The 20722-nt window shown below is 72.5% G+C and carries 26 protein-coding genes, 1 pseudogene and 1 riboswitch; of the genes and pseudogenes, 14 read left to right on the top strand and 13 right to left on the bottom strand.

The features are described 5' to 3' along the window. The first annotated feature begins 93 nt into the window (after positions 1-93). On the top strand, positions 94-870 hold the full coding sequence (locus tag QSK32_RS16995; protein WP_045747432.1) for an endonuclease/exonuclease/phosphatase family protein: 777 nt from the start codon (positions 94-96) through the stop codon (positions 868-870). Here QSK32_RS16995 and QSK32_RS16990 read toward each other — a convergent pair. Continuing rightward, entirely contained in the window at positions 834-1352 is a 519-nt protein-coding gene (locus QSK32_RS16990) for a GNAT family N-acetyltransferase (protein ID WP_045747431.1), read from the bottom strand. The genes QSK32_RS16995 and QSK32_RS16990 overlap by 37 nt on opposite strands. An 80-nt stretch (positions 1353-1432) precedes the next feature. Between QSK32_RS16990 and QSK32_RS16985 the strand changes: the two genes are divergently transcribed. Together QSK32_RS16985 and QSK32_RS16980 are read left to right on the top strand one after the other, a co-directional pair. Next, positions 1433-1885 carry a MarR family winged helix-turn-helix transcriptional regulator gene (locus tag QSK32_RS16985; RefSeq protein WP_063775597.1) on the top strand — a complete coding sequence of 151 codons (453 nt, stop codon included), beginning with the start codon at positions 1433-1435 and terminating at the stop codon, positions 1883-1885. A gap of 4 nt (positions 1886-1889) precedes the next feature. Next, positions 1890-2312: an organic hydroperoxide resistance protein gene (locus QSK32_RS16980; protein WP_045747430.1), complete on the top strand. Its 423-nt coding sequence runs from the start codon at positions 1890-1892 to the stop codon at positions 2310-2312. A gap of 48 nt (positions 2313-2360) precedes the next feature. Here the strand turns inward: QSK32_RS16980 and QSK32_RS16975 are convergent, their stop codons facing one another. Beyond that, on the bottom strand, positions 2361-2744 hold the full coding sequence (locus QSK32_RS16975) for a hypothetical protein (protein WP_157411527.1): 384 nt from the start codon (positions 2742-2744) through the stop codon (positions 2361-2363). 177 nt (positions 2745-2921) lie between these two features. Here QSK32_RS16975 and QSK32_RS16970 point away from each other — a divergent pair, with 177 nt between their 5' ends. The 4 genes from QSK32_RS16970 (at position 2922) to QSK32_RS16955 (ending at position 5130) form a co-directional block, all read left to right on the top strand. Beyond that, complete coding sequence (locus QSK32_RS16970; protein ID WP_285472476.1) at positions 2922-3596, top strand: hypothetical protein; 675 nt, start codon at positions 2922-2924, stop codon at positions 3594-3596. Between the two features lie 34 nt (positions 3597-3630). Continuing rightward, positions 3631-3771, top strand: a complete 141-nt coding sequence (locus QSK32_RS16965; protein WP_285472475.1) for a hypothetical protein — start codon at positions 3631-3633, stop codon at positions 3769-3771. 93 nt (positions 3772-3864) lie between these two features. Next, positions 3865-4260: a hypothetical protein gene (locus QSK32_RS16960; RefSeq protein ID WP_045747427.1), complete on the top strand. Its 396-nt coding sequence runs from the start codon at positions 3865-3867 to the stop codon at positions 4258-4260. A 273-nt stretch (positions 4261-4533) separates the two neighbouring features. After that, a complete protein-coding gene (locus tag QSK32_RS16955; protein WP_285472474.1) occupies positions 4534-5130 on the top strand; it encodes a TetR/AcrR family transcriptional regulator in 597 nt (198 codons plus the stop codon). Positions 5131-5286: 156 nt separating this feature from the next. Here QSK32_RS16955 and QSK32_RS16950 read toward each other — a convergent pair whose 3' ends face one another. The 4 genes and pseudogenes from QSK32_RS16950 to QSK32_RS16935 form a co-directional block, all read right to left on the bottom strand. Beyond that, complete coding sequence (locus QSK32_RS16950) at positions 5287-5691, bottom strand: arsenate reductase ArsC (RefSeq protein ID WP_045747425.1); 405 nt, start codon at positions 5689-5691, stop codon at positions 5287-5289. Positions 5692-5707: 16 nt separating this feature from the next. Then, complete coding sequence (locus tag QSK32_RS16945) at positions 5708-6217, bottom strand: GNAT family N-acetyltransferase (RefSeq protein ID WP_285472473.1); 510 nt, start codon at positions 6215-6217, stop codon at positions 5708-5710. Between the two features lie 44 nt (positions 6218-6261). Next, a pseudogene (locus QSK32_RS16940) lies at positions 6262-6936 on the bottom strand (aquaporin); the annotation flags it as partial. Beyond that, positions 6933-7289 (bottom strand): ArsR/SmtB family transcription factor, encoded by a 357-nt coding sequence (locus QSK32_RS16935; protein WP_045747422.1) that lies wholly within the window; start codon positions 7287-7289, stop codon positions 6933-6935. The pseudogene QSK32_RS16940 and the gene QSK32_RS16935, both read right to left, overlap by 4 nt. A gap of 75 nt (positions 7290-7364) precedes the next feature. On the opposite strand from QSK32_RS16935, the gene QSK32_RS16930 reads away from it, so the two are divergent. Further along, positions 7365-7808, top strand: coding sequence for an ArsI/CadI family heavy metal resistance metalloenzyme (locus QSK32_RS16930; protein WP_285472471.1), 444 nt, complete (start codon positions 7365-7367; stop codon positions 7806-7808). A 69-nt stretch (positions 7809-7877) separates the two neighbouring features. On the opposite strand, the gene QSK32_RS16925 is transcribed toward QSK32_RS16930, so the two are convergent. Further along, positions 7878-9044: a Gfo/Idh/MocA family protein gene (locus QSK32_RS16925; RefSeq protein WP_285472470.1), complete on the bottom strand. Its 1167-nt coding sequence runs from the start codon at positions 9042-9044 to the stop codon at positions 7878-7880. Positions 9045-9147: 103 nt separating this feature from the next. On the opposite strand from QSK32_RS16925, the gene QSK32_RS16920 reads away from it, so the two are divergent. Next, a complete protein-coding gene (locus QSK32_RS16920; RefSeq protein ID WP_285472469.1) occupies positions 9148-10107 on the top strand; it encodes a helix-turn-helix transcriptional regulator in 960 nt (319 codons plus the stop codon). On the opposite strand, the gene QSK32_RS16915 is transcribed toward QSK32_RS16920, so the two are convergent. Further along, the gene (locus tag QSK32_RS16915) at positions 10091-10405 is read right to left on the bottom strand and encodes a DMT family transporter (protein WP_045747420.1); all 315 of its coding nucleotides are present in this window, start codon (positions 10403-10405) and stop codon (positions 10091-10093) included. The two genes, QSK32_RS16920 and QSK32_RS16915, sit on opposite strands and share 17 nt — an antisense overlap. 15 nt (positions 10406-10420) lie before the next feature. Continuing rightward, positions 10421-10488: riboswitch (guanidine-III (ykkC-III) riboswitch) on the bottom strand. Between the two features lie 60 nt (positions 10489-10548). After that, positions 10549-11820, bottom strand: coding sequence for a serine hydrolase domain-containing protein (locus tag QSK32_RS16910; protein WP_045747419.1), 1272 nt, complete (start codon positions 11818-11820; stop codon positions 10549-10551). A gap of 142 nt (positions 11821-11962) precedes the next feature. On the opposite strand from QSK32_RS16910, the gene QSK32_RS16905 reads away from it, so the two are divergent. Then, on the top strand, positions 11963-12784 hold the full coding sequence (locus QSK32_RS16905; protein WP_045747442.1) for a lysophospholipid acyltransferase family protein: 822 nt from the start codon (positions 11963-11965) through the stop codon (positions 12782-12784). Here QSK32_RS16905 and QSK32_RS16900 read toward each other — a convergent pair. Next, on the bottom strand, positions 12734-13036 hold the full coding sequence (locus tag QSK32_RS16900) for a hypothetical protein (protein ID WP_045747441.1): 303 nt from the start codon (positions 13034-13036) through the stop codon (positions 12734-12736). The two genes, QSK32_RS16905 and QSK32_RS16900, sit on opposite strands and share 51 nt — an antisense overlap. 75 nt (positions 13037-13111) lie before the next feature. Here QSK32_RS16900 and QSK32_RS16895 point away from each other — a divergent pair, with 75 nt between their 5' ends. Both QSK32_RS16895 and nhaA read left to right on the top strand, forming a co-directional pair. Next, complete coding sequence (locus QSK32_RS16895) at positions 13112-14020, top strand: MarR family winged helix-turn-helix transcriptional regulator (RefSeq protein WP_285472468.1); 909 nt, start codon at positions 13112-13114, stop codon at positions 14018-14020. A 68-nt stretch (positions 14021-14088) separates the two neighbouring features. Beyond that, the gene (gene nhaA, locus QSK32_RS16890; RefSeq protein ID WP_285472467.1) at positions 14089-15402 is read left to right on the top strand and encodes a Na+/H+ antiporter NhaA; all 1314 of its coding nucleotides are present in this window, start codon (positions 14089-14091) and stop codon (positions 15400-15402) included. Positions 15403-15602: 200 nt separating this feature from the next. On the opposite strand, the gene QSK32_RS16885 is transcribed toward nhaA, so the two are convergent. Next, positions 15603-16337, bottom strand: a complete 735-nt coding sequence (locus tag QSK32_RS16885) for an SDR family NAD(P)-dependent oxidoreductase (RefSeq protein WP_285472466.1) — start codon at positions 16335-16337, stop codon at positions 15603-15605. A 223-nt stretch (positions 16338-16560) separates the two neighbouring features. Here QSK32_RS16885 and QSK32_RS16880 point away from each other — a divergent pair, with 223 nt between their 5' ends. After that, positions 16561-17349 carry an enoyl-CoA hydratase/isomerase family protein gene (locus QSK32_RS16880; RefSeq protein ID WP_045747415.1) on the top strand — a complete coding sequence of 263 codons (789 nt, stop codon included), beginning with the start codon at positions 16561-16563 and terminating at the stop codon, positions 17347-17349. A 113-nt stretch (positions 17350-17462) separates the two neighbouring features. Here QSK32_RS16880 and QSK32_RS16875 read toward each other — a convergent pair whose 3' ends face one another. Together QSK32_RS16875 and QSK32_RS16870 are read right to left on the bottom strand one after the other, a co-directional pair. Beyond that, the gene (locus QSK32_RS16875) at positions 17463-18299 is read right to left on the bottom strand and encodes a class I SAM-dependent methyltransferase (RefSeq protein WP_285472465.1); all 837 of its coding nucleotides are present in this window, start codon (positions 18297-18299) and stop codon (positions 17463-17465) included. Between the two features lie 203 nt (positions 18300-18502). Then, entirely contained in the window at positions 18503-19639 is a 1137-nt protein-coding gene (locus tag QSK32_RS16870; RefSeq protein WP_285472464.1) for an FAD-dependent monooxygenase, read from the bottom strand. A gap of 130 nt (positions 19640-19769) precedes the next feature. Between QSK32_RS16870 and QSK32_RS16865 the strand changes: the two genes are divergently transcribed. Beyond that, on the top strand, positions 19770-20690 hold the full coding sequence (locus QSK32_RS16865; protein ID WP_285472463.1) for a TetR/AcrR family transcriptional regulator: 921 nt from the start codon (positions 19770-19772) through the stop codon (positions 20688-20690). Positions 20691-20722: the final 32 nt, after the last annotated feature.

Genomic DNA, 20722 nt, shown 5'->3' with positions numbered 1-20722 from the left:
CAGATCCCGAGCATCGCTCCGGCGACGAACAGCGTCGCGGCGCAACACACCGCCTTGACAAACATCCACCACTCCGTTGGCTAGGGTCGGCTCGTGCGCCTGGCCACTTTCAACCTGTTGCACGGCCGATCATTGTCGGACGGCACCGTACACGCCGGCCGGATCTCGGCCGCGATCGCCGACCTGGATGCCGACGTGCTGGGATTGCAGGAGGTCGACCGGGCCCAGCCCCGCAGCGGCGGCCTGGACCTGACCGTTCTTGCGGCGGACGCGCTGGGTGCGGGGTCGCACCGGTTCGCCGCGGCGGTGGTCGGCACCCCCGGGCAGGTGTGGGAGCCGTGGCATGCCGGCGCGGACCTGGCCCACCCGCAGTACGGGATCGCCCTGGTCAGCCGGTACCCGGTGCGACGGTGGCAGATCACGCAGTTGCCGGGTGCGCCGGTGCGGTCCCCGGTGTACGTGCCGCAGGGCCGGGTGCTGTTGCTGCGGGACGAGCCGCGGGTGTTGCTGGCCGCGGTGCTGGAGACCCCGGGCGGTCTGGTGACGGTGGCCACGACGCATCTGTCGTTCGTGCCGGGCTGGAATGTGCGGCAGTTGCGGCATGCGGTCCGGGCGTTGCGGGCGTTGCCCGCCCCGCGGGTGCTGCTCGGTGACCTGAACATGCCGGCGGGGCCGGTGCGGGCGTTCACCGGCTGGCGGTCCTTGGGGCGGGCGGCGACGTTTCCCAGCCCGGCGCCGCGGACCCAGCTCGACCATGTCCTCGTCGAGCCGCGGGGTGCTGCCGGGCTGGGCCGGGTGCTGCAGGTGCGTGCCCCGCACGTCCCGGTGTCGGATCACCGTCCGCTGGTGGTGCGGCTCGACCGCAGGTAGACGTCTTCCAGGCCGTCCTGCGGGTCCCACTGCTCGCCGATCTTCTTGAAGCCGAATCCGGCGATGGTGGCGCGTGAGCCGGTGTTGTCCGGGCGGATGCTGGCGCGGACGGCGGTGACCTGCGGGTCGGCGTCGGCGCGTTCCAGTAGGGCGGCGAGCATGGCGCGGGCGTAGCCGCGGCGGCGGTGGGCCGGGTCGACGGAGTAGGCGACCTCGACGATGCCGTCGTCGTCGGGCGGGCCGTGGAAGCCGCCGTGGCCGACGACGATCCCGTCGGGTTCGGCGACCGCGGCGCGGGCGATCCAGTCGGCGGCCCGCGGGTCACGGGTGATGTCGTCGAGGCGTACCCGCCACAGCCAGTTCTCGTCGACGAGGTAGCGGCTCAGCGGGTGCCCGGCCGCGGCGCCGGCGGCGGGCAGGTCGCCGGCGATCAGGGCGGTCAGCGCGGCGGGGGAGAGCGTCACGAATCGGATGGACGGCATGCCGGGAATGATCACACAGGGTGGTGATCCACAGCACTGGTCGGTTGTGCACAACTGAATTGCGGGCTACTGTTCTGGTCATGCGAAAGGACGTACGGGAGAGCACCGCGCTGGACGACATGATCTGCTTCCAGCTCTACGCGGCCAGCCGCGGGATGACCGCGATCTACCGGCCGCTGCTCGACCCGCACGGCCTGACCTACCCGCAATACCTGGTCCTGCGCGTCCTCTGGCACGACGGGCCCACCACGGTCCGTGACCTCGGGCACACCCTGCGGCTCGACAGCGGCACCCTGTCGCCGCTGCTCAAACGCCTCGAAACACAGGGCCACCTGCGCCGCGAACGGCAGACCCACGACGAACGCGTCGTCACGGTCCACCTCACCGCCACCGGGGTCGCCCTGCGCGAGCAGATCGGCGACCTCACCCGGCAACTGGTCTGCGCCACCGGGCTCACCCTCGACGAGCTCGCCCAGCTCAACCACCTGCTGTCCCGCGCCCGCGGCACAGCCACCCTTCCCCCGAAAGGCTGACACCATGAGCGCCCTCTACACGGCCTCCGCCACCGCCACCGGCGACGGCCGCAGCGGACACGTCCGCTCCAGCGACGGTGTTCTCGACTTCGACCTGGTCATGCCGAAGGAACTGGGCGGCCCCGGCGGCGCCTTCACCAACCCCGAGCAGCTGTTCGCCGCCGGCTACGCCGCCTGCTTCCACAGCGCCCTCAAGCGGGTCGCCGGCATGCAGAAGATCACCCTCACCGACACCGCGATCACCGTCGACGTCGGCATCGGCCCGAACACCGCCGGCACCGGCTTCCAGCTCAACGCCGCCATCGAGGTCGAGCTGCCCGGCGTCGACGAGGCCACCGCCACCGCCCTGCTCGAGGCCGCCCACCAGGTCTGCCCGTACTCCAACGCCACCCGCGGCAACATCGAGGTCAAACTGGCCGTCGCCTGACGGTCACACCGCCGGCGCCGGGCCCCGTCACGGGCCCGGCGCCGCCGCTCATCGCAGCGCCGCCGCCAACTGCTCGGCGTTGCGCTTGTCCACCAGGGGAAACGTCAACGCCACCCCGTCACCGGCCGCCCCGAACGCGATCCGCAGATGACTCACCACCCCGAACGACGCCTCCGCCAGCGACACCTGCTCACGCGGCACCTGACCCAGGAACGTCTCACCGGGCCCACCCAGGAACGTCTGCGTCAAAAAGATCATCCGCTGGTCGGTCAGCACGACGAACTGCTTGCTCGTCGACGTCAGCGCCGCACCCAGCGCCCCGGCACCGGCAGCCGCCGCACTCAACCGGCTCGACGCGAACCGGCCCACCACCGCACGGGCCGCCGCCAGCGGCGTCTCACCCGCCGACAACATCGGCGCGACCTGTGCCAACGCCCGATCCTGAAGCTTGCCCCGCAACGCGTGCCTCCCCCTCGCAGATAGTGACCGCCTCCGATGCTAGCGACTGGTGTGACTCACCCGCTCGCGACAGGCCCCGCCGCCATGGGTTACCGTGCTGCCCCTGATCACGGGTCGGTAACGGGGAAAGGCGGCACCAGGATGGCCGAGATGGCGGCATACGAACGACGGCGCTTCGACGCGGTCGGCTCGGCGGCGATCGTGCTCACCGTCGACGCGGTGGTCCTGCTCGGCATCACCCTCGTCGGACTGCCGTTCCTGATCTTCCTGCTCGCCGACGAGACCGAGACCACCGGCCGGCTCGCACCCCTGGCCGCCGGACTGGCCGCCACCGCGATCCTCGGAGCCGTCAGCACCCTCGCCGCGGTCCGGTTCACGTCCCGCGAGGCGTACTCGCTGCGCCGCCTCGGCACCACCGCCGTCGTGGGCACCGCGGCCGCCGCAGCCGTACTGGTCGCCACCTCGGTCACGTCGATGCCCCTGGCCGCGGCCCTCGCCGCCCTGTTCGTCGCCGCGAACCTGGCAGCCGCACCGGTCCTGGCCCGGCACACGCCCGCCGTCGCCGCACAGGAGGCCGAGGCGTCCGAGGAGGCCGACATCCTCGACTTCGAGCCGACGCCGGATCCGGATGCCGAGCCGGATGCCGAGCCGATTGTCGAGACGGCTTTTGAGACGGCTGTCGAGGCCGCGGAGCCCGTGGAGACGTCCGTGGACGAAGCCGCGCCGCCGGTCCCGGTGGCCGCCACCGTGCCGCGCCGCCGCAGGAACCAGGCCGCGCTGCACACCATGGCCGGGGTGCGCCTGCCGCGCCGCGCCCACCGCTGACCCCGGCCTTCTCCAGGGTACGAACGGAGCACTCATGCCGGAGCCGCACCACGACCCCGTCCGCACCGTCTCCTTCGGTGCCGTCACCGGTGCCTGCGACCGGTTCCGGCCGGCCTGCCCGGGCGCCCCGATCGACGACCCGACCGTCGACCCGGCCACCAGCGGCGACGCCTGACACACGAGACGTCCGCCCTGCTGAACCGGCGGGTCCGCCCCCGATCACCGGAGCTGTCCGCCGCGGGGCCGCCCGGACGGCTATCGTGCGCGGGTGGGCTTCGTGTTCGACCGCGCCGTGCGCGACATCACCGTCAAGACCGGAACGCACACCAACTGCGGCGGGATCGCGAAGATCCTCGCCGATGTGGAGCCGTCCGAGGAGTTCGCGTTCGTCGACGAGCAGGACGGCGCCTGGGTCGGCGACTACTGCGACCCCGAGGACGCCGGCTGGTGCGCGGGCCACGTCCGCGACGGCGTCGTCGAAGAACTGACCCGCCTCGGCGACGGCACGATCGTCCCGGTCCGGTTCGTGTTGCGCCGCATCCTGGTGCACCCGGTCGACTCCGCCCCGAGCCGCAACCAGGAAGCCGGCCGCAAAGCCGTCACCGAGGCCGTGCGCCGCCTCACCGCCGCCACCCGCACCACCGCGGCCCCCGAGCAGGGCTGACACCGCCGGATCCGCCCGGCTGTCCGATCCGCCCGGCTGTCCGATCCGCCGGGGCGCCGGGGCGCCCGGTCGCCGAGCACGCCGCCGGCGCGCAGGTGCCCGCCGTGCAGCACCAGCACCGTGCGCGGGCCGCGCTGCACATGGCGGTACTCGACAGGCCCCACCGCGACGATGGCCGTCGTGGTGGGACGGTCGTGGGGGGAGCATCGGCACCGGAGGCAGCACCGGGGCCACACGTCTTTGACCAGCCAGTCAATAACATATTCTGGGCCGATGCCACGCCCCCGGAAGTTCGTCGAACGCGACGTCGTCAGCAGTGCCACCGAGGTGTTCGTCGTGAACGGTCTCGCCGCCACGACCCTGGACGACCTGGTGCGGGCGACCGGCCTGGGCAAGCAGAGCCTCTACAACGCGTTCGGCGGCAAACGGGAGCTGTTCCTGCGGGCGCTGTCCGAGGACCGCGAGGAGGCGGCGCGGGCCGTCTCCGAAGCGCTCCAGCACGGCGACGCCTCCCCGCTGGAACGGATCCGCGGGCACATGCTGCGCATGGCGATCGAGTTCAGCCGTGCCGACAGCCGGGTCTCGCTCACCACGCGGGCGCTCGTCGAGTCGACCGGCGACCAGGACCCGCTGGCGGAGGTCACCCGGGCCGGTATCGAGGACCTCGCCGGGATCTACGCCACCTGTCTCGGGCACGCGCAGCAGAGCGGGGACCTCCCGGCGGACGCGAACCTGCCGTCGCTGGCGATGTACTTCGTCGCCGTCACCCGCGGGATGGAACTGCTCGGCCGGGCGGGGGTCGGGCGGGCGGCCCTGACCGCGGTCGCTCTGGACGCGCTCCACGTGCTCCCCGCCACACCCCACCGCTAGATCCCGGCCGTAATCACCACGCTCCACGACGGGTGTGGTGACTTCGGGCGGCCGGCGCGCCTGAAGTCACCACGTGGATGGGCTTCGCACCCTGACCACGTCAACGTGTCTGGCCGGGTGTCTCCCGCACGCTGCGGGCCGTACGCGGCCCGTTGATCAGGTGAGGTCGAGTTCGGTGAGGAGATGCTCGATGCGGGTGCGGATCTCGTCGCGGATCGGGCGGACCGCGTCGATGCCCTGGCCGGCCGGGTCGTCGAGTCTCCAGTCCTCGTAGCGTTTGCCGGGGAAGATCGGGCAGGCGTCGCCGCAGCCCATGGTGATGATGACGTCGCTGGCCTCGGCGGTGGCGTGGTCGAGTCTGCGGGGCTGTTCGGCGGTGATGTCGATGCCGACCTCGGCCATGGCCTGGGCGGCGACCGGGTTGATCCGGTCGGCGGGCGCGGAGCCCGCGGACCGGACCTCGACGCGGCCCGCGGCGAGGTGGCGCAGCCAGCCGGCGGCCATCTGGGAGCGGCCGGCGTTGTGGACGCAGACGAACAGAACGCTGGGTGTGGCGGTCACGAATCTTCTCCGGTGATCAGTTGATGGTGGGGCTGCGGCGTTCGACGAGGATGACGTCGCGCCAGACTCCGTGGTGTGCGCCGACGCGCATCCGGGTGCCGACGGTGCGGAATCCGCAGGCGGCGTGCAGGGCCAGGCTGGAGGTGTTCTCGGGGAAGATCCCGGATTGGACGGTCCAGATGCCGGCGTCCTCGGTGGCCGTGATCAGCGCGCCGAGCAGGGCCCGGCCGATGCCTTTGCCGCTGTGGGCGGGGTGGACGTAGACGGAGTGCTCGACGACGCCGGCGTAGACGCAGCGGTCGGACACCGCGCTGCAGGCGACCCAGCCGAGCACGTCGCCCTCGGCGCCGAGGGCGACGAAACGGTGGCCGGGCAGGCGGGTGGTGGTGAACCGGTCCCAGGTGGGTGGTTCGGTCTCGAAGGTCGCGTTGCCGGTGGCGATGCCGAGCCGGTAGATCTCCAGGACCTGCGTGGCGTGCTCGTCGGCCATCGCGGCGATCCGGATGCCGGTGGTCGTCGTGGTCATGTCGGGGCCTTCCGCTGGTCGGGAGTGGCGACGGTGATGGGCCGGCCGGGGTGCGGGAACCACCAGGCGACGGCGGCGAGCGCGAGGACGCCGCCGATGAGCTGGGCGGCGACGAAGCCGGGAACGGACGCGGGCGTGATCCCGGCGAAGGTGTCGCTGAACATCCGGCCGATGGTGACGGCCGGGTTCGCGAAGCTGGTCGAGGAGGTCCACCAGTAGGCGGCGCCGATGTAGGCGCCGACCGCGGCCGGGGCGGTGCCGGCGCGCCCGGACCGGGTGAGCGCGGCGATGAGCAGGATCAGGCCGAACGTCGCGACGGACTCGGCGAGCCAGAGGTGCGTGCCGCTGCGGAGCGTGTGGGCGCGGGTGACGGCGGGCAGGTCGAACATCAGATTCGCCAGGACCGCTCCCGTGATCGCGCCGGCGATCTGTGCCGTGACGTACGCCGCCAGGTCCCGGCACGTCAGTCCGGTGCCGGTGCGGCGACCGGACCACCAGTCGGCGGCGGACACGACCGGGTTGAAGTGGGCTCCGGAGACCGGGCCGAAGGTCAGGATCAGCGCACCGAGCGCCAGGGCGGTCGCGACCGCATTCTCCAGCAGCTGCAGCCCGGTGTCCTGCGGGGAGAGCCGGGTGGCGGCGATCCCGGAACCGATCACCGCGGCGACCAGCAGGGCGGTGCCGGCCAGTTCGGCGCCGGCCCGCCGGGGCAGGCTCACGTGCTCGCCGCGGCGGCGTCGGCGGGGTTCAGGAACTGCGAGAGCAGGCCGAGCCGGGCGGGGATGATCCAGTAGTAGACCCAGGTGCCGCGCCGTTCACAGTCGACCAGGCCGGCCTCGCGCAGTTGGCGCAGGTGGTAGGAGATCGTGGGACCGGTCAGGTCGAACGCGTCGGTGATGTCGCAGACGCAGACCTCCCCGCCCTTGCGCGCGGCAATCAGCGACAGGATCCGCAGCCGGACCGGGTCGCCGAGGACCTTGAACGAGCGGGCCAGCCCGGCGGCGGCGTCCGGGGTCAGCGCCTCACTGACCGTCGGTTCGCAGCAGTCCCGGGCCCCTTCTTGTTTAGACACCTCTCTAGGTTGACAGCTCTCTAGGCAGCAATGCAAGCTGCTTAGAGAAGCGTCTAAACAAGGTGGAGGTGTTTCATGTCCCGTGCCCAGCTCGCGTTGCGCGTCTCGGACCTGGAGGCGTCGATCGCGTTCTACTCGAAACTGTTCGGCACCGAACCGGCCAAACGCCGGCCCGGCTACGCGAACTTCGCGATCGCCGAGCCGCCGCTCAAGCTCGTCCTCCTGGAAGGCGAGCCCGGGCAGCCCACCGTGATGGACCACCTCGGCGTCGAGGTCGAAACGACCGGCCAGGTCGACGCGGCCACCAGACGGCTCACCGAATCCGGCCTGATCACCCTGACCGAGGACGACACCGAGTGCTGCTACGCGCTGCAGGACAAGGTGTGGGTCCGCGGCCCCGGCAACGAGCCCTGGGAGGTCTACGTCGTCAAGGGCGACTCCCCGGTCGGCGACAAGCCCATGCCCGACACCGCGACAGCCTGCTGCACCGACACCGCGGCCGCCGCGCCCGGCCGCTGACCGCCGGTGCCCGGCCGGGCCGAGCCCCCACAGCGGCCGGGCACCGGAGCAGACGGCGGCCCCACCGGACTACCGCGCCGCGACGGTGACCCGGCGGCCGGTGGCGGCGGCCTCGGCGACGGCGGCGATCAGGCGGGCGTTGTGCACGGCGTGGTCGAAACCGGGGGCGGACCGGGAGCCGGTGCGCAGGTCGGCGGCGAGCGCCGCGTACACCTCACCGATGTTGATCGACGGCCCGGACGCGTTCGCTGAGGCCGGCCGGTCCGGAGCGTCGAACGCGGCGCTCGCCGTCAGGGTCAGGTCGCCGCCCTGCACGCCGAACAGGCTGCCGCCGGTCAGGGTCAGCCAGCCGTCGGTGCCGCGCACCTCGAACCGGAACACCGCGTCGCCGGGGGCGACACCGCCGGACACGTTCACGCTGACCAGCGCTCCCGAGGCGGTACGCGCCAGCACGTCCGCGTGGTCGGGCACCTCCCGCATGACCCGATCCCCGGTGTCGGCGACCAGAGGATGCGGCCAGAGGATCCCGGTCCGCGCGTCGACCTCCACCGTCGCACCGAGGACCGCCTCGACGATGTCCAGGGTGTGACCGGCGGTGATGGTCAGCAGCCCGGCCCCGGACGCCGCCTGCTCGAAATAGGTGTAGTTCGTCGCGGTGACCGGCCCGAACCCGGAGGTGGTGGAGACGACCCGGGCGTTGAGGGGCCGGCCGATCGCCCCGTCGTGGACCAGTTGCGCGGCGCGGCGTACCGACGGGTTGAGGCGTCCCTGCAGCCCGACCACCGCCGGGCGGGACGTGGCCAGCGACGCCAGCTCGACGGTCTCGGCCAGCGACGATCCCAGCGGGGCTTCGCAGTAGACGGCCTTCCCGGCATCGACGGCGGCCCGGACCAGGCCGGCGTGTGCCGGGACACGCACGGCGACGGTGACGATGTCGACCGTGTCGCTGCGGATCATCGCGAGGGGGTCGGCGAACCACCGGGTGGCGCCGAACGCGTCGGCGGCCCGCCGGGCGCTGTCCTCGCGGCGGGTGGCGACCGCGGACAGGGTCAGGGTGCCGAGGCCGTGGATCGCCGGGATGTGCGACACCCCGGCCCAGCTGGCACCGGTGTCGGCGCCGATGACCCCCACCCGGAGCCGGCCGCGGTCATCGCCTGTCACGTCGTTGCTTGTCAGGTCGTTGCTTGTCAGGTCGTTGCTTGTCAGGTCGTTGCTTGTCAGGTCGTTGCTTGTCACGTCCACCATCGAAGGTGAGCGCCGGCGCTGCGGCCAGGCCGCGTGCTGCCTGGTCACGACATGACCAGGCAACGGGGCCGGCAACACTCCTACGATGGTCGGCATGTCCCCGCGCCCGAATGCCGCGCTCGGCGCGTTCCTGCGGTCGCGTCGTGACCGGCTCACCCCGGCGCAGGCGGGGCTCACCGCGTTCCCCGGCCCGCGCCGCGTCCCCGGGCTGCGCAAGGACGAACTGGCGGTGCTGGCCGGGATCAGCCCGGACCACTACAGCCGCCTCGAACAGGGACGCCAGGCCACCCTCAGCGACGACATGTGCGCGGCGCTGGCCCGGGCGCTGCGCCTCGACGACATCGAACGGCAGCATTTACAGACCCTGGCCGCCGGGGTACGCCGCCGCAGCACCGACAGCGCCGGTGCCGCACCGCAGCGGGCCGATCCGGGGCTGCTACGGCTGATGACCGCCCTCGACCACGTGCCGGTGCTGCTGCTCGGGCGCCGCAGCGAGGTACTGGCCCGCAACACGCTGCTCGACGCCGTGCTCGGCGCCGGCCTGGAGACCGGCAGGCCGTTCGCCCGCTGGCTGCTGCTCGACCCGGCGGCCCGCGACCGCATCGTCAACTGGGCGGACTTCGCGCGGGCCGCCGTCGGGGCGCTGCGCTACGAGAACGGCCGGCACCCGGACGACCGTCGTCTCGCCGCCCTGGTCGCCGACCTGCGCGCGGCGTCGGCGCAGGTCGGCGAGTGGTGGGACGACCAGGACGTCGTCGACCGCACGTCGGCGGCGAAGGTCCTGGCCCATCCGGCGGCGGGCCGGCTGCGGTTCGGCATCGAGACCGTCGCCGTGCCGCACCGCCCGGACCAGCGGCTGGTGGTCTACACCGTGGAGCCGGGCTCACACACCGCCCGGGTACTGCCGCTGCTGGCGAGTTGGGAAGCGGCTGCGCAGCCGGCTGTGGCGGCGGTGTGGTCGGCCGATGCCGGCAAGCCGCTCGATGCCGACGTCAGCCCGCTCGACGTCAGCCCGCTCGACGTCAGCCCGCTCGACGTCAGTGGAAGACCTTGAGGCCGATGACGCCGCAGACGACCAGCAGCAGGCACAGGATGCGGGGCAGCGTGGCCGCCTCGCCCAGAGCCACCATGCCGACCAGCGCGGTGCCGACCGCGCCGATGCCCACCCACACGGCATAGCCGGTGCCGATCGGGATGGTCCGCAGGGCGTAACCCAGACCGGCCATGCTGGCGATCAACGCCACCCCGAACACCACCGACGGCACGGGCCGGGAGAAACCGTTGCTGCGGTCCAGGGCGATGGCCCAGACGGTCTCCAGCAGACCGGAGACGACGAGCGCGATCCATGCCATGACGATGCACCTCGAAAGGCGGTCGTCTTGTCAGGCCGGGTACGACACGCAACTCGTCCGGGACAGCCGCGGTGCGGTGCCGTCCTCCACGGTACCGGTCAGTCGCCGGCCGGCAACTCGTGGTGGTGGATCTGACAAACCCTTCAGTGCCGCGGCAGGGCCCGGCTGCCGGCGAACAGGTACCGGCCGTCGCCGAGGAACGCGATCACCGGATGCACCCCGGCGCTCCTGTCCACACCCACGAAGACCCCGGGGCGCAGGGGTACGTACCGCATCGTCACCGGGTCACCGGAGGCGATGCCCTGCGGCCGGTAGACGACGCTCAGGCCGCCGTCGGCCGGGGTCACCCGGTAGTCGGCGAGCGGCGACGAATACCGGCCGGTCACCGGGCCCGCGGCCACCGGTGACGCCGGCGGGACCGGCCGGGCCGGGACGCTGATCCCGGCGGTGGCGGCGAGGACCGCGTCCAGGACCTCGTCGATCAGGGCCGGCCCGTCCCCGCCGTTCACGGCGACCGCCACCGCGACGTCCCGGCCCGGCACCACCCGCCAACTGGCGCAGTGGCCCAGCGTGGCGCCGTCGTGGCCGACCACGTCCACGCCGTCCCAGCGGAAGAGCATCAACCCCAGGCCCCACGCGTACGCCGCGCGCGCCCCCAGATCCGGCAGTGCGACCTGGGGCGGCGCCATCGCCGCGAGGGGCAGCCCGGGCCGGACGAGTTCACGCATCGCCGCGACCGGGGTCGACCCGGCCGGCGCGTTCGACCGGGGCAGGTCCTCGGAAAGGGGGACGCCGTCGGCGTGCCCGGACGTGACCCGGAACCGGGCGGCCTCCTGCGGGAGCAGAGCCATGTGGGTCACACCGAGCGGGGCTATCACGTGTCGGCGCAGGACCTGTTCCCAGGTGCCGCCGCGCAGCCGGGCCGCGAGGGCACCGAGGACGACGTACCCGGCGTTGCAGTAGGAGAACACGGTGCCGGGCGGGGCGATCTGCCGGGCACCGGTGCCCAGGAACGCGACGAGGCGCTCCACCGCGTCGTCACCGTCACCGGTGTCCTCGAACAGGTCGCCCTCGAAACCGCCGGTGTGGGTGAGCAGGTGCCGGACCGTCACCGTCGCGGCCGCGGTCTCGTCGGGCAGCGCGAACCGCGGCAGGTAGCGGCGGACCGGCGCGTCCAGGTCGAGCAGGCCGTCCGCGACGAGCTGCATGATCAGGGTGGCGGTCCACGTCTTGGTGATCGACCCGATCGGGAACAGGGTGTCCGGCGTGACCGCGACATCGGTGCCCCGGTCGGCGACCCCGGTGGCCGCCTCGGTCACCGCGCCGGCGGCCCGGACGGCGACCGCCGCACCGGGCACCCCGTGACGGCGGGCGGCGTCGTCGAGCCGGTCCTGCAGGTCCGGGAGCATCATCATATCGACGAACCTAGCAACCCCGACGGTCGTCGTGAGCGCGGTGGAACCTTGGAGGGGACACGGGGAGGGCAGCGCGTACCCCGAAAGCAGACTTACGGCCGATGCGGGCCGCAGCAGGCCGCGTGGCAGGATGATCGCCCTGATGGAGACGACAACCTGGCAGGTCCCGCGGTTGTGGCGGATGCTGCTGCCGCTGGCCCGAGTGATCGCGTTCCCGCTGTGCCGGCTGCGGGTCTCCGGTGAGGTGCCCGAGCATCTGCGTGGCGGGCCGCTGATCCTGGCGATGAACCACGTCAGCCCGTTCGACCCGCTGGTGATGGCGGCCGCCTGCCACCAGGTGGGGCTGGCGCCGCGGGTGATGGCGACCGGCGGGCTGTTCGACGCGCCGGTCATCGGGTCGCTGATGCGCGCGTGCGGGCACATCCGGGTGGATCGCAACACCCACCGGGTCGCCGACGCGCTGCCGGCCGCGGCCCGGGCGTTGCAGCAGGGTGCGGTGGTGATGGTCTACCCGGAGGGCCGCATCGGCCTGGATCCGTGGATGTGGCCGGAACGCGGCAAGACCGGGGTGGCGCGGATGGCGGCACTGTCCGGGGCGCCGGTGCTGGCGGTGGCGCAGTGGGGTGCGCACGCGGTGCTGCCCTACGAGGCGCCGAAACGGGCCGGGCGGGCGCTGCTGAAGGCGGTGCTGCGCCGCCCGCAGGTGCAGGTGCGGTTCGGTGCCGAGGTCGCGGTGGGTGCGGTGACCGGGGCGCCGGGGGCCCGGGCGATGCGCGCCACCCACCTGATCATGGAGGCGATCGACGAGGCGCTGACGCCGTTGCGGGCCGGGGAGATGCAGACCCCCGCGGTCGTGGACCGCAGCCGACCGCACGACATGAGCCGGGTGCGGCGGCGCCGGGCGTGCTCGTGTTCAGGCGCGCCGGTCGGCCACGGCGTAGGAGACGGCGGCGGTCAGAGCTGACACGGCCAGCACCGACGGCCACGGCCCGATCCGCTTGGCGAGGGGGTGCGACAGGCCGAACGCGCCGAGGTAGGTCGCCACGAGCGCGCCGGTGACGGCCGGGCTGGTGCGCCGCGCCCACTCGCGGCCGGCGAGGACACCGCCGGCGGCCAGGACGGCCCCGCCGAGCGGGCGGATGCCGGTGCGGCGGGCCAGCTGCCAGCCGCCGATCAGGGAACCCGCGGTGATCACGGCGGTGGTCGGGATGCGCATGTCCCGACCGTACACGGCGGCCCGGCGTCGTCGATGTGTCCGGCCCGGATCGGGGACGCTGGTTAGCATCGCTGCGTGGAGGCTGAACAGATCTCCCGTGTCCGTGACTTCAACCGCTACTACACCCAGCGTTTCGGTGCCCTCACCGACCGGTTCCTCGGGCAGGTCCTGCCGCTGAGCCAGGCCCGGCTGCTCGTCGAGATCGGCGACGGCGCCGACGTGCGGGACCTGCGTGCCCGCCTCGGCCTGGACTCCGGATATCTGAGCCGGCTGCTGCGGTCGCTGCAGGTGCAGGGACTCGTCCGGCTGCGGGCACACGACGGCGACGGCCGGGTCCGGGTCGCCGAGCTCACCGACGCCGGCCGGCTGGCCCGGGCCGACCTCGACGACCGGTCGCAGGCCGGGATCGCCGCCCTGCTCGGTGAGCTGACCGGCCGGCAGCGCGAGCAGCTGATCCACGCCCAGGAGCAGATCCGCCGGGTGCTGCGCGCCGCCGCGATCACCGTCGAACCGGTCGCGCCGCAGTCGCCGGCGGCGCGGGACTGCCTGGCCCGGTACGCCGCGGAACTGATGCAGCGGCTGCCGGAAGGGTACGACGCGGCCGCGCTCACCCCGCCGCACGAGGTGACCGGTACGCAGCTGGTCGCGTTCGAGGACGGCGAACCGGCCGGTTGCGGCCTGTGGATCCGGTTGGGCCCGGGTATCGCCGAGATCCGCCACCTGTGGGTGTCCGGGTCGGCCCGCGGTCTCGGGCTGGGGCGGCGGCTGCTGGGCCGGCTGGAGTGTGACGCCGCCACACACGGGGTGACGACGGTGCGGCTGGGCACGCACCGGGCGTTGCGGGAGGCGCTCGCGCTCTACCACGACAGCGGGTACGAGGTGATCGGCGCGTACAGCGATTCCCCGTACAACCAGGTGGGGTTCGAGAAACGCCTCGACGGGCAGTCCCCGCCGCCGCCCGGCCGGCTCCCGGGCGGCGGGTAGGGTTCGCACTGGTGTGCCGGGAAGTCTGGTCGGCGATGTCCTTGTCATGTCCAGAGGAGCCTGGTTCTGTGTCCGGTGGGTCTTTTCGTCCGTCCCTGTTCAGCCGCGGCAGCTGGCCGGAGGCGCGCCGTATCGGCGATATCCTGCGCACCGAGACGGTCGGTGGCGCGCTGCTGCTGGGCGCCGCGGTCCTCGCCCTGATCTGGGCGAACTCCCCTTGGTCCGCCGGCTACCAGACGCTGTCCGCCTGGACGGTCGGCCCGGCGGCGCTGCACCTGGATCTGAGTCTGGCGGCGTGGGCGGCCGACGGCCTGCTGGCGGTGTTCTTCTTCGTCGCGGGCCTGGAGCTGAAACGCGAGTTCGTCGCCGGTGACCTGCGCGACCCCCGGCGGGCGGCGATCCCGGTCGCGGCCGCGGTCGGCGGCATGGCCGTCCCGGCGCTGATCTACACAACGGTCAACGCCGTCGCCGAGGGTGGGGAACCGTCCGGGTGGGCGGTGCCGACCGCGACCGACATCGCGTTCGCCCTGGCGGTCCTGGCGGTGATCGGCACCCATCTGCCGGCGGCGCTGCGCACGTTCCTGCTGACCCTGGCCGTCGTCGACGACCTGCTGGCGATCCTGGTCATCGCGGTCTTCTACACCACGTCCCTGCAGTGGGTGCCGCTGCTGCTCGCGCTGGTCCCGCTGGGGTTGTTCGCGGTGCTGGTGCAGCGCCGGGTGCGGTCGTGGTGGCTGCTGCTGCCGCCGGCGGCCGCGACGTGGGCGCTGGTTCACGCGTCCGGGATCCACGCGACCGTCGCCGGGGTGCTGCTCGGGTTCATGGTGCCGGTGCTGGCCCGTGACGGTCTCAGCCTCGCGGAGCGTTTCGAGCACCGGTGGCGGCCGCTGTCGGCGGGCCTGGCGGTGCCGGTGTTCGCGTTCTTCGCCGCCGGGGTGCCGGTCGCGGGGGCCGGTGGTCTCGGCGCGGCGGCGGCCGACCCGGTGACGATCGGGATCGTGGCCGGCCTGGTGCTGGGCAAGACCGTCGGAGTGCTGGGCACGACGTGGCTGGTGCAGCGGTTCACCCGGGCCCGCCTGGGTGACGGGCTGGCCTGGTGGGACGTGTTCGGGATGGCGTTGCTGGCCGGGATCGGGTTCACCGTGTCGCTGCTGATCGCCGAGCTGGCGTTCGGGTCCGGCAGCGTCACCGACGACCACGCCCGGATCGGGATCCTGGCCGGGTCGCTGATCGCCGCGCTGCTGGCCGCCGTCGTCCTGCGCCTGCGTAACGGCCACTACCGGCGGCTGCACGAGGCGGAGCAGCGCGACGACGACGGCGATGGTGTGCCGGACGTCTACGCCCTGGAGGACGGATACGACGAGCGGTTCGGACGCGCCTGACCTGTTTCAGTCGTCAGAGCCCGCGTGGTGACTTCGGGCGTCCAGCGCGCCCGTAATCACCACACCCACAACAGCGTGGTGATTTCGGGCGTCCAGCGCGCCCGTAATCACCACACCACCAGGGGTGTGGTGAATTGGGGCGTCTAGCGCGCCCGAAATCACCACGCGGACGGGCTTCGCACCCTGACCACGAAACGGGGCTAGATCTGGGCGCTGCCGCCGTCGACGGCGAGTTCGGAGCCGTTGAGGTAGCTGGACGCGTCCGAGGCGAGGAAGACGGCCGCCGCGGCGATCTCCTCGGGTTCGGCCAGCCGGCCCAGCGGGATCGCCGCCGCGGCGGCGGCGAGTGCGTCGGCCGGGATTAGATCGATCAGGCCCTGTGTACGGGTGCCGCCGGGCGAGAGCAGGTTGATGCGGTAGCCGCCGGCCCCGGCGCCGTGGGCGAATCCGCGGACCAGGTTGCGCAGCGCGGCCTTGGTCGCGCCGTAGACGGGCAGGGCCGCATCCGGCCGTGTGGCGGCCGACGAGCCGGTGAAGATGATCGACGCCCCCGGGTTCAGCAGGGGCAGCGCCTTCTGCAGAGTGAACAGCGGCCCCTTGACGTTGGTGGTGATCATGGCGTCGACCTGTTCCTCGGTGATCTGTCCCAGCGGGGCGGCGATCCCGATCCCGGCGTTGGCGACCAGGACGTCGATGCGGCCGGCCTGCGCGGCGACCGTCGCGTAGAGGCTGTCGAGCTCGTCGAGCCGGCCGACGTCGCAGCGGATCCCGGTCACCTGGGGACCGAGTTCGGCCTCGACCTCGTCGAGTTGTTCCTGGCGGCGGCCGGTGACGAACACACGGGCGCCCTCGGCGTGGTAAGCCCGGGCGATGGCCCGGCCGATGCCCGCGTTTCCGCCGGTCACGACCGCGACCTTGTCCTTCAGGATATTCATGGACGGCTCCCTCAGTTTTTGTCTCCTTGGTCAATAAATCAGGTTTTTGACCATGGAGGCAATAACTGGGGGTGCGGTGTGGCGGGGAGCACGTGGGGTGCGGCGCCGCCCTCGGCGGTTTATTGACTTCTTGGTCAAAAACAATGCAGACTTCCCCCCGCCGGGCCACCCGGCCCGCCGCCGCACGGCTCACTGTCGTGCGGCCGACCACCAGGGAGCCATCGTGACCAAGGTACGTTTCGAGCAGTCCGGCCCGGTCGGATCGATCGTGCTGGCAGATCCGCCGCACAACGCGATCGACCGGCAGTTCGTCACCGAACTGGCCGACGCGGCCCGGCAGGCGGGCGAAGCCGGTGTGCGGGCGCTCGTCCTGCGCGCCGAAGGGCCGAACTTCAGCACCGGCGCCGACGCCATGCAGTGGCCCGGCAAGGACCGATTCTGGTTCCGGACGTTCGTCGCCGAGACGCTCCAGGCCTTCGCCGCCATCGAGGCACTGCGCATCCCGGTGATCGCAGCTCTGCGCGGGCCCCTGCTCGGCGGCTCCTACGAGCTGGCATTGCGGGCGGACATCCTCGTCGCCTCGGAAACCGCCACCTTCTCGTGGATCGAGGCCGGCAGCGGCAACACGCTCATGGCCGGCGGCGTCCAGCGGCTCGCCGCCCGGGTCGGTTTCGCCCGGGCCGGCGCACAGCTGCTGCTCGACCAGACGCTGACCGCCCGGCAGGCAGAGGAGATCGGCCTGGTGTATCAGGTCGTTCCCGACGACCAGCTCGACGCGACCGTCGACGCACTCGCCCAGCGGCTCGGCAACGGCGGAACCCGCGGACTGGCCGCCACCCGCGCACTACTGAAGGCGTGGGCCGCCGGTGGCGTCGCCGGGGCCGACGCAGTCCAGATGGACCTGTCCGTCGACCTGTTCGACTCCGCAGACCTCCAGGCATCCATCGGCACCTACGTCGAATCCCTGCGCACCGGCACACCTTTCGTGCCGCCTGTCCTCACGGGCAGGTAGCGCAGCCTCCTGCCGGGAGTCAGGTGCACCAGGTTCACCGTCGCGGCGCAGCGTAGCCAAGCCTCCGTCGATCGCACCACACCTGCGCCGCGGGCAGGCGTCGGAAGTGGTCTTCAGACCAGACCGGCGTCCGCCTGATTCCCCGATGCCGATCGTTCGGCGATGGCGATGAAATTCTGGCTGATCCCCAGGAGAGACGGCTCGGCTTCCAGCAGGCGCAGCGCCGACAGGATGCGTTCTCGCTGATCAGGATCTTCCAGCCGCTCGGCGAACCCGGGCAGCAGCCGAACCACGCCGCTGCCCGCGACGAGGGTCCGCAGGCGCAGGCCGGCCTCCTCGACCTCGGCGGCGAGGTCCTGCGGCCGATGGAAGAACGCGGTGGTGAACCGGGCCGGATCCCCGCCCGGATTCCGGTACTGCCCGTCACCGGCGAACGCGGCAGTCCGGTCGATGTCGATCGGCGTTCCCTGGGCGATGTCCTCGAAAAGCGGATAGAACCGGGAGAGCGCCTTCGCCACGACAACCCCGCCCGGCCGCACCACCCGGCGCGCCTCCCGCAGAGCGGTGACCCTGTCGTCCCGGCTCGTCAGGTGATAGAGCGGCCCCAGCAGCAGCACGGCATCCATACCGGCGCCGGCCGCATCGAGTGCCCGCGCATCGCCGGCAGCCACGCTCGCCAGTGGGCGGGCGGCCGCGCGGGAGGCCGCCGAGGCCTGCTCGACGTGCAGCGGCACGGGATCGACGAGGTGCACCTCGTAGCCGGCATCGGCCAGCGGCAGGGCATAGACACCGGCTCCGCCTCCGATGTCGAGCACCCGGGCGGGCGCCGGCGGCAGATGGCGACCCAGCAGATCCCACACCCGCAGGAACTCGATCTGCCGGTCACCGGCCAGCAACCGCGCCTGCTCCCCACCGTGCCCGTAATACTCCAGGATCTCGGCATCCACCATGCCCGGATGTTAAGCGAGCAGCCCGCGGATCATCCACGAGACGTGCACCCGGGTGCGTCACCATCGAGGAGTTCGGCCTGGCCGGCCGCCGGACTCCAGTGGAAGCCGAGGAGACCCGGCCGCGTACCCGCCGCCGGGATGCGGTGCGCGAGGATTTCGTGCTGGACGCCGGAACGCCAGGCTGCCGTACGGGCACCGCCGCCTCACTCGGCGAGGGCGTCGAGGTCGTCGAGGGCGTCGAGGTCGATGGCTGACTTGGCGGCCTCGGCGGACTCCTCGGACGGCGGGCCGCCCGGGTTCTCGGTGGCGAGCGCCTGGTTGACGGTGACGAACCCGCGCATCCGCTGCTCGTAGCGGGCGAACCCGGCCCGGTGATCACCGCCGGCTCGGGCCAGCGCGTCGGCGAGCACGTACGCGCCGACCAGCGCCAGGCTCGTGCCCTGCCCCGACAGCGGGGAGGGACAGTATCCGGCGTCGCCGAGCAGCGTGACCCGGCCCGCCGACCAGCGGTCCATCCGGGTCTGCGCCATCGCGTCGAAGTAGAAGTCGTCGGCCTGCCACATCGCGGCGAGCAGCCGCGGCGTCTCCCAGCCGACGCCGGTGAGCTGCTGCTCGACCAGGGTGCGCTGGGCGTCCACGTCGTGCCGGTCGTAGTCGAGGGGGCCGGACTCGAAACCCAGATTGGCCCGGATCTCGGTGTTGCCGCGCGCCGAGTAGATGCCGTAGCCGACGTTCGCGGTGCGCAGCCACACCTGCCAGCGGTCCAGGCCGAGGAAGTTCGGGGCGGTGAACACGCCGACGTACGCGCCGAGGTGGTGCAGGTAGCGCTCCTCGGGTCCGAACGCCAGTCTCCGTACCGTGGAATGCAGGCCGTCCGCACCGACCACCAGGTCGAACGTCTCCGGGGCGGCGTGGCCGAAGGTCACCCGCACGTCGTCGTCTGCCTGCTCGAGGGCGGTCACCGAATCGCCGAACAGATACCGCGTGTACGGGCGGGTCAGGTCGGCGAGCATGCCGGACAGGTCCTCGCGCAGCACCTCGACGTCGTCGCTGTCGAGGCGGCCGCTGCTCAGCGCCATCTCCGTCGACCGCATGATCTCGACACCGTCGGCGTCGAGCATCGACATGCCGCGCATCTCGGTACGCGCGTCGCGTAGCGGGCCGGTCAGGCCCATCCGGTCGATCACGTCGAGGGCGGTGCCGCGGACGTCGACGGCGTGCCCGCCGGCCCGCAGCGACGGCGCCCGTTCCACCACCGTCGGCCGGAACCCGTGGTGGTGCAGCCAGTAGGCCAGGGCCGGTCCGGCGATACCGGCGCCGGAGATCAGTACGGTCTTCACGAGAGTCCCCCTTGTACGCTGTACGCGACGTCAACGTACGGCGTACCCATGCGGGGAAACAACGTTTGAACAGGTCACTGACCTAGCACAGGGTCGCGTGTGTCCTAGTACAGAAACCGGGGTGGACGTGATGGTGGAACCGCCGTACCTGCGGATCTGCGAGGACATCCGGCGGCGCATCACCGCCGGGGAGCTGAAGCCGGGGGACCGGCTCCCGTCGACCCGGGCGCTCGCCGCGCAGCAGGGTGTCGCCATGGCCACCGCGGCGAAGGCACTGACCGCGCTGCGCCAGGCCGGGGTGATCCGCTCCCAGCCGCGGGTGGGGTCGGTCGTCGCGCCGCCGCCCCGGTCCCGAGCCGGCCGGGCCATGCCGCCGGACACGGACCTCAACCGCGATCATGTGGTACGCGCCGCGATGCTGATCGCCGACGCCCAGGGCCTGGAGGCGCTGTCGATGCGGACGGTCGCCGCACGGCTGGGCGTGCCCACCATGTCGTTGTACCGGCACGTCACCGGCAAGGACGACCTGGTCCTGCTGATGACCGACCGGGCGTACGGCGAAGCCGGCTATCCGCCGGTGCTGCCGGACGGCTGGCGTGCCCGGCTCGAACTCGGCGCGCGGACCCTGTGGCGGTTGTACGCCCGGCACCCGTGGCTGGCACAGCTGGGCTCGCTGGCCCGGCCCCTGCCACTGCCGAACCTGATCCGGCACGGCGACTATCTGATCGGTGCGCTCAGTGGGCTGGGCCTGCCCGCCGCGCGGGTCCTCGACCTGCAGATCCTGCTGTTCAGCCACGGGCAGGGCCTGGCCGCGCACCGGGAACGGGAGGCCCACGCGCAGGCGGACACCGGCCTGACGGAGCAGGAGTGGGGCGACACGCAGATCGGTCAGATGCGGACCCTCGCGGAGTCCGGCCGCTATCCGCATTTCGCGCACATGCTCGACGGCCTCGGCGACGGGTACGACTTCGACCTCGACGCCCTGTTCGAGGCCGGCCTGCAGGCGCTGCTCGACGGTTTCGCCCACCTCATCGACCGCGAGGGAAGCTGACGGCACGTGCCCGGGACGGGTGCAGCCCCGGG

Origin of the sequence: Actinoplanes sp. NBRC 101535, assembly GCF_030269225.1 — a bacterium.
In the GTDB taxonomy this organism is placed as follows: Bacteria; Actinomycetota; Actinomycetes; order Mycobacteriales; family Micromonosporaceae; genus Actinoplanes; species Actinoplanes rectilineatus.
The sequence above is the reverse complement of the archived record's forward strand: the minus strand, read 5'-3'. Positions and strand labels throughout refer to the sequence as shown.

Coding starts and splice junctions, on each gene's coding strand:
- QSK32_RS16910 (WP_045747419.1), bottom strand. CDS start 11,820: ATGATGATGCTCCCGGACCTGCAGGACCGGCTCGACGACGCCGCCCGC.
- QSK32_RS16930 (WP_285472471.1), top strand. CDS start 7,365: ATGTCCCGTGCCCAGCTCGCGTTGCGCGTCTCGGACCTGGAGGCGTCG.
- QSK32_RS16905 (WP_045747442.1), top strand. CDS start 11,963: ATGGAGACGACAACCTGGCAGGTCCCGCGGTTGTGGCGGATGCTGCTG.
- QSK32_RS16945 (WP_285472473.1), bottom strand. CDS start 6,217: ATGACCACGACGACCACCGGCATCCGGATCGCCGCGATGGCCGACGAG.
- QSK32_RS16955 (WP_285472474.1), top strand. CDS start 4,534: ATGCCACGCCCCCGGAAGTTCGTCGAACGCGACGTCGTCAGCAGTGCC.
- QSK32_RS16915 (WP_045747420.1), bottom strand. CDS start 10,405: ATGGCATGGATCGCGCTCGTCGTCTCCGGTCTGCTGGAGACCGTCTGG.
- QSK32_RS16980 (WP_045747430.1), top strand. CDS start 1,890: ATGAGCGCCCTCTACACGGCCTCCGCCACCGCCACCGGCGACGGCCGC.
- QSK32_RS16970 (WP_285472476.1), top strand. CDS start 2,922: ATGGCGGCATACGAACGACGGCGCTTCGACGCGGTCGGCTCGGCGGCG.
- QSK32_RS16875 (WP_285472465.1), bottom strand. CDS start 18,299: ATGGTGGATGCCGAGATCCTGGAGTATTACGGGCACGGTGGGGAGCAG.
- QSK32_RS16965 (WP_285472475.1), top strand. CDS start 3,631: ATGCCGGAGCCGCACCACGACCCCGTCCGCACCGTCTCCTTCGGTGCC.
- QSK32_RS16990 (WP_045747431.1), bottom strand. CDS start 1,352: ATGCCGTCCATCCGATTCGTGACGCTCTCCCCCGCCGCGCTGACCGCC.
- QSK32_RS16985 (WP_063775597.1), top strand. CDS start 1,433: ATGCGAAAGGACGTACGGGAGAGCACCGCGCTGGACGACATGATCTGC.
- QSK32_RS16865 (WP_285472463.1), top strand. CDS start 19,770: ATGGTGGAACCGCCGTACCTGCGGATCTGCGAGGACATCCGGCGGCGC.
- QSK32_RS16885 (WP_285472466.1), bottom strand. CDS start 16,337: ATGAATATCCTGAAGGACAAGGTCGCGGTCGTGACCGGCGGAAACGCG.
- QSK32_RS16900 (WP_045747441.1), bottom strand. CDS start 13,036: ATGCGCATCCCGACCACCGCCGTGATCACCGCGGGTTCCCTGATCGGC.
- QSK32_RS16920 (WP_285472469.1), top strand. CDS start 9,148: ATGTCCCCGCGCCCGAATGCCGCGCTCGGCGCGTTCCTGCGGTCGCGT.